Origin of the sequence: Streptococcus mitis (assembly GCF_001579035.1) — a bacterium.
Taxonomy (GTDB): Bacteria; Bacillota; Bacilli; order Lactobacillales; family Streptococcaceae; genus Streptococcus; species Streptococcus mitis_J.
The window spans coordinates 345,338-349,967 of the sequence record NZ_KQ970286.1 but is presented as its reverse complement, the minus strand read 5'-3'; the positions used below and the strand labels follow the sequence as shown (position 1 = coordinate 349,967).

Below are 4,630 nucleotides of genomic sequence, written 5' to 3'. Positions count from 1 at the left end.
GTAAAACTATATTCAACAGACGAAAGCGGTGTGTAGACATCGTACATCTTGAGGTCTGAAATCCCCAAAATCTTTGAACGAAGTTCAAGGTAACGATGCAAGAGTGGCAAATGCTTGCGAACTGCTGCTACCAAATTGTCATAAACACTCTCTGGAACAAAATTGGCCGCTAGGGCTGCATGACGCGCACTCTTGTAGTTGCGAACTTTGGCACGGTAGTTTTGGACCTTAACATTGGTTTGCAAGGTTTTGGCATAGGTGTGTTGGAATTGCTCATAAGTCGCATAAAGGGCTTGATAGGCCCCACGGCGAACCTCACGATTTTTAGACTCCATCAAACGTGTGTAGGTCCCATGAGATAGCTGAGCTTCTTTACCATCATCGTCGAGGACATAAGGGAACACAATATCCGCATTGTCCAAAATAGCGAAGGTTTCACTTGCTGAACCAAAGATTTCTCCAGCTCCAGCCAATAATTCTTCTTCACGTTGTGAAAGAACGTGTTCCTTGCCTTGCAAAAGCTTGTCAAAATAGTGTTGATAAACCTGCAATTTTGGCTGAGCTTCTAAAAAGTTAGCATACTGCTTTTCACTGATTTCCATAAATTCAGGTTCATAGAATGAGAAGGCTTGGTCTAGCTGGCTATAGAGAGTCATGGCCTTGGCATAGTACTCTTGGTACTTGGCTTCACGTGTGTCTTGGTCATTCTTCATATGAGCATAAACGTAAAGCTTCTCCATTTGGCGTTCCATTTCAAGAGAAAATTCAGTAATTTCGAGTAGGCTATCCGCACTATCCAGGAGATGTCCTTCATACTGGGCTACTGTCTCCAATTTTTCTGTTAAATCTTTTAAGGCTTCTTCCCAAGCCTGGTCAGTTGGGTAAATCGTTGATAAATCCCATGTATCTTTTTCATTTATTTCATGTCTTTGTAATACCATTAGATTCCTCCATCTTTTCTATTCTACCATATTTTTCAAGAAATATTGCTGATAAAAGGCTGGTGGATAGAGCTTTTGCCAATCATTTTGAGAATTTTCTTGGTAATAGGTTTGAAAATACTGATAATAGCTAGTCAAATCTTGCTCAATTTGGCAAAACTCACCTACTAGCGGTCGAATTTGTGGATACCATTCTTTTAGCCCATAAGTCAGGAGATTTTCTCCCTTCTGATAGGCTTCTGCTTGTTCTTTCATCCAAAAAGGAGTTTGATAATACAGTTGTTGCCGGATATAGCGACAGATGTCCTTATCTTGAGAAACTGTAAAATGCGATATTTTTTGTTTCTTATAGGGAATACGTAATATCTCCAGTAGCTTACCTTGACCATAGGGAAATTCCTTAATCTGATAATGGAGTTTACCTCGGAGATCTTGGTGGATCAGGTATTTGAGTCTTAAAACCTGTTTTTCCTTGTCTACTTCCCAAACATAAAAGCCCATATTTTGACTGAAATAAAGAAAACCTTCTTGCAGACGGGTCAAACGCTCCTTGAGCCACAGTTTTTCTCCCAACAACCACAGTACTTGGTAACCCTGACTACGATAGCCCTCACTACGCTCTTTAAGAACTTTTTGAGGCAAGGGACTACACTGCACTTCTAAAGCTAGGTTGCCATTTACAAACACATCCGCAATCTGTTTAAGCTCTGGAAGTGGGTATTCTAATTGCACCTCAGCCTCTTTTTTCAACCAGTGATAAAGGGATTCCTTATTTGCCAGGTGTTCTGGACTTTCATTTTCAAATGAAAAATCACAGTCTTTTAAGGATTTATGGGCAAAATGGGTCCGTACACTTGATCCTTGACGCAAACGGAGCTGACCTCCACAAGCTGGGCAGGTGTATTCTTCCTTCTCAAGCTTATCCTCTAACACATTTACCAATTCTCCCCTAGCATCTCTCGCAACAAACATGATTTCCCTCCTTTTCTATATTATTCGTAAAAAAGAAAAAAGATCAGGAAATTTCCTAATCTTTATGTATGTTTACTTGATTTTTTTAGCCAGCATGGTCGCAAAGCGTAGTTGAATACGATTTCCATTCTCGTCGCGACGGTGAAGATGACCAGGATTTTCATTGTACTTGACCAACTCCCAATCCTTGTAATAGTCTGCCAGTTCTCCTTCTCTAAAGGTGAATGGGAAGTTCACTGAGCAAGGATAATCTTCCGTATCCATGGCACAAACGATAAGATTGTAGCCACCAACAGTAGTTTTCTCCTGCATATTTTTGATAATTGCAGGAATGCGGTTTGCTTGCAGAAACATGAGAACAACTGTCGATACGATGAAATCATACTCTTGCCCAATGCTGGCTGAATTGATATCGTAAAGACCAACAGGCATGTCCAAATCTTCCTGCTCCACAATGCTTTGCAAGATTTCAAGGGCCAGTTCATTTTGATCCACAGCCGTCACATCAAAACCTTGCTGGGCTAGAAAGAGTGCATTACGGCCTTGACCACAGCCCAAATCCAAGGCTTTCCCTGATTTTACTGTCTGCATGGCCTCTAAGACCTCTGAATGAACAGGATTGGTATTGTATTTCTTAGGAAAATAATCCTCAGGTTTACAATAAAACTCCAAATACCATTCCACATCGTCTGTTACAGCCTCCACTCGGTGCCAGGCTTGAGGTTGCGCCATTGGATTGTCTGCTCCTGCTTCAAAGAGGTGCTCAGCTAAAACCTCACCATCTTCTGTCAATTCAATAAACTTGAGAGCTCCCTTCAAGACAGTAATCTTCCCCCAAGTCCCAACCTTGGTATTGTGTTTCTGCTGAACAGCCTCTGGCATGGTTTCTTTAGTCCACAAAGGCATGCGTTTATAGGCAACTAGTTTTTCCATCTTCATTCCTCTTTTTATCGCTGATTAACAGCTTTCATAACACGCGCGATGTCGCGGTTTTGCTCACGTCGTTTGATAGACTCCCGTTTGTCATAGTCATGCTTCCCTTTAGCTAGACCTAAAAGGAGTTTAGCGTAACCATCTTTGATATAGACTTTAAGGGGAACCAGGGTCATTCCTGTTCCTTTAGTCTCTTGTTCCAATTTTTGAATTTGCTTTTTATGGAGCAAGAGTTTGCGACGGCGTTCTGGTTTCTGGTTCCAGATATTTCCCTCTTCGTAAGGAGCGATATGAACATTGCTCAACCAGACCTCCCCATTTTTTACTTGGGCAAAGCCATCCTTGAGATTGATTCGAGCAGCTCGTACACTCTTGATCTCAGTTCCTGTCAGGACCATCCCTGCCTCTAGCGTATCTACGATTGTATAGTCGTGGCGCGCCTTTTTATTTTGTGCGACGACCTTTCCCTCGCCCTTTGCCATGCTTGGCTCCTTTCTTAGCTACTTCCTTATAAAAAGGTTTCTTTCCTTTTTTCTTCTTGTCTTTTTGTGAATGCTTGCGCTTATCATTTGAGCGTCCTGATTTTCTTTTGTCTTCCTTCTTATCTGAACGACGATTTGAACCACGTCCTCTTTCATTACGACTAGACTGTTTCAAGCCTTTTTCAATCACATCAAACTCACTTGGGATATAAGAAAAGTCAATTTCACCTGTCATTTTATCCGCTCTTTCAACTCGGATACGGATTTGCTGACCTACACGGAAAGTTGTTCCTGATTTCTCTCCACGAAGAGTCAAATCACGTTCATTGAAATGATAAAATTCAGGTAGATTAGTGATGTGAATCAAGCCCTCAACTGTATTCGGCAATTCAACAAAGAGACCGAATTTAACGATGCTAGACACAACCGCATCGTACTCTTCTCCCACGTATTCTTCCATATACTCAGCCTTTTTCATGGCTTCGACTTCACGCTCAGCCTCGATGGCACGACGCTCCCGGTTGGAAGACTGGGTCGCAATCTCTGGAATCACTTGCTCAAAATGCTCTGCTATTTCCTTAGAACGGCCGTAATCACGAATCATACGGTGAACAAGAAGGTCTGGATAACGACGAATCGGGCTGGTAAAGTGAGTGTAATAGTCAGCCGCTAATCCATAGTGGCCGTGATTGTGCTCAGAATAGCGAGCCTGCTGCATGGAGCGAAGAAGCATCATGGACAATACATCCGCATAAGGTTCTCCCTCAACAGCACGCATGATGTCTTGGAGGGCCTCCTGGCTAATCTCACTAGCAGTCCCATAGATTCGAATACCGAAACTTGAAGCATAATCAATAAACTTTTGAACTTTTTCAGCCTTAGGCTCCTCATGGATACGATAAATGAAAGGTAGCTCTAGCTTGCTAAAATGCTCGGCAACTGTTTCATTGGCCATCAACATAAAGGACTCAATCATGCGCTCGGCAACACCACGCTGACGAAGAACGATATCAACAGGCTTACCCTGTTTATCCACTAAAATCTTCGCTTCATTGGTATCGAAATTGAGGGCTCCACGTTTCACACGCATGTTTTCTAGAGTTTCATGGAGCTTAGCCATAAGTTCAAGACTTGGAACAATTTTATGATATTCTTGTCTCTTTTCCTTGTCTCCAGCTAGGATATCATTGACATCACTGTAGGTCATCCTGAAGCTAGTCTTGATAACCGTTTGTGTGATGGTGTAGTTGACTACACGACCATGTTTATCAATCTCCATAATGGCAGACTGGGTCAGGCGGT

At 42.3% G+C, this 4,630-nt stretch carries 5 protein-coding genes; all 5 read right to left on the bottom strand.

Translation table 11 applies throughout. From position 1 onward, the window contains the following. Positions 1 to 941: M3 family metallopeptidase (locus SMIDD26_RS04170; protein WP_167747473.1), on the bottom strand; the 941-nt coding region annotated here is incomplete at its 3' end. An 18-nt stretch (positions 942 to 959) separates the two neighbouring features. Continuing rightward, positions 960 to 1,913, bottom strand: coding sequence for a competence protein CoiA (locus SMIDD26_RS04165; protein ID WP_061439105.1), 954 nt, complete (start codon positions 1,911 to 1,913; stop codon positions 960 to 962). Between the two features lie 72 nt (positions 1,914 to 1,985). Next, on the bottom strand, positions 1,986 to 2,846 hold the full coding sequence (gene tehB, locus SMIDD26_RS04160) for an SAM-dependent methyltransferase TehB (RefSeq protein WP_061439103.1): 861 nt from the start codon (positions 2,844 to 2,846) through the stop codon (positions 1,986 to 1,988). A 14-nt stretch (positions 2,847 to 2,860) separates the two neighbouring features. Continuing rightward, on the bottom strand, positions 2,861 to 3,328 hold the full coding sequence (smpB, locus tag SMIDD26_RS04155; RefSeq protein WP_061439101.1) for an SsrA-binding protein SmpB: 468 nt from the start codon (positions 3,326 to 3,328) through the stop codon (positions 2,861 to 2,863). Then, a partial coding sequence (locus tag SMIDD26_RS04150; protein WP_134990158.1) for a ribonuclease R family protein occupies positions 3,291 to 4,630 on the bottom strand: 1,340 nt, incomplete at its 5' end. The genes smpB and SMIDD26_RS04150, both read right to left, overlap by 38 nt.